The organism is Dehalobacter sp. TeCB1 (assembly GCF_001707455.1).
In the GTDB taxonomy this organism is placed as follows: domain Bacteria; phylum Bacillota; class Desulfitobacteriia; order Desulfitobacteriales; family Syntrophobotulaceae; genus Dehalobacter; species Dehalobacter restrictus.
Map to the genome: position 1 here is coordinate 1 of NZ_MCHF01000059.1, position 2,032 is coordinate 2,032.

Below are 2,032 nucleotides of genomic sequence, written 5' to 3' on the forward strand. Positions count from 1 at the left end.
GGGGCTGTTGCACAACGAACGTAACCGTTCGTGGGCAATAGCCCTACTTTTATTGCGTGAGAAATAGCAAAAGCGGGCTCAAAGAGCCCGCAAATACTGTATAATTTAGTTATGCAACTAAATAAATTACACAACAAAAATTATACAGAATATCATGATGGGTATCAATTAGTTTTACCATTTAATTTTGAGGTATTAATACCGGAGGATGACTCCGTTCGACTGCTCAGCCACATACTGGAGGGATTAAACTACAAAGAGCTCTATCAGGCATACTCTTCTACCGGAAGAAAACCTGCAGTCGAACCAAAAATCCTATTCAAGGTGCTGACTTATGCTTACATGAACAATATCTATTCGAGCAGAAATATTGAGAAAGCCTGCCGAAGAGATATTAATTTCATGTGGCTCTTGGGGGGAAATCCGACCCCGGATCATTCGACCATTGCCCGGTTTCGAAAAGACTATCTCGTCGATGCCATCGACGGATTATTTTATCAAATGGTCATCTATCTGCATCAGATCGGCGAAGTAGCCTTCGAAAATCTGTTCATCGACGGGACAAAAATTGAAGCGAGTGCCAATCGTTATACCTTCGTTTGGAAGAAGGCAGTGAGCAAAAATGAAAGCAAAATGTTTACTAAGATACAAGGTTGCCTGGAGAAAATTAATGAAACCTACCATACAAATTTCAGCGTCAACAAAGATAGCCTGTGCCGTGATCTGGCGGGAATAGTCATGTATTTAGAGGAGAAGCAAAAAGAAGAAAACATCGAATTTGTTTATGGCATTGGCAAACGGAAGACAGAATTGCAGCGATATACCGAACAAATCAAAGAATTTTCCTTACGTCAGGCAGAATACGATAAACATAATGCTCTGTTTAATGGCAGAAATAGCTACTCCAAGACAGACACGGATGCCACCTTCATGCATATGAAAGACGACCATATGCGCAATGCCCAGCTAAAGCCGGCTTACAATGTTCAGATTGGAGTCGAAGGCGAATACATAACGGGCATGAATATTTTTCAAGACAGAAACGACTTAAACACGCTGATCCCCTTTTTAAAAGAGATGGAGGGCCGCTTAAAATACCGGTACAAGAACATCATTGCCGACTCCGGCTATGAAAGTGAAGAAAACTATCTGTATCTGGAGAAGCAAAGACAGGCCTGTTACATCAAGCCGCAAACGTATGAGCAATGGAAGAAAAGAAGTTTTAAAAATGATATCAGCAAACGAGAAAACATGGATTACAATGCCGAAAAAGACGAATACACCTGCAGTAACGGCAAGCAACTTAAACCTGCAGGAATCACAAATAGAATGTCAGCAACCGGTTATCGGTCTGAAATAACGGTATATGAATGCGAGGACTGCCAAGGCTGTCTCAAGAGAGAGAAGTGTACAAAGTCCAAAGGAAACCGACGGATGCAGGTTTCCAAGAAATTCATCGAGAAACGCCAGGTATCCTATGAGAATATTACATCCGAAAAAGGTATCTTACTTAGGGTAAATCGGTCTATTCAGGCGGAAGGCGCCTTCGGGGTCTTGAAGAACGATTACAACTTCAATCGTTTCTTAACACGCGGCAAAGTAAGTGTGAAAAATGAGTTTATGCTGTTGTGCTTTGGATATAACTTCAACAAGCTTCATGCTAAAATACAGAATGAGCGCATTGGGAAACCGCTTCACCGGCTAAAGACGGCTTGATACTAGCGGGATAGACATGCTTACTTCCAAAGACATATCGATTACAAAGACCAAAGATTAGGCGATGCAATGTCTAACCAGCATAAGCGGAGCATGGATTGCGCAGCGCGGCTTTTTGCGCCACGGAGGGCGCAACTTGCCGAAAGCGGGTAGACATTGCATCACCCTGCCTTCTTGAGCCTTATTAGTCATACCTATGACTATCCAGTTATGAAAAAAGCCAGCTAAAACCTATAACGATTTTGCTGGCTACTTATTTAACTATTGGAGAAGGCGGTATTGCCCCACTACATTTGTAGTTTTGCAACACCGCCTT

1 protein-coding gene is annotated in these 2,032 nt (G+C 42.3%); it reads left to right on the top strand.

Annotated features, from left to right (window positions below; all coding sequences use genetic code 11):
• Positions 1-111: 111 nt before the first annotated feature.
• Complete coding sequence (locus A7D23_RS13400) at positions 112-1,716, top strand: IS1182 family transposase (protein WP_025205234.1); 1,605 nt, start codon at positions 112-114, stop codon at positions 1,714-1,716.
• The last annotated feature ends 316 nt before the right edge of the window (positions 1,717-2,032 follow it).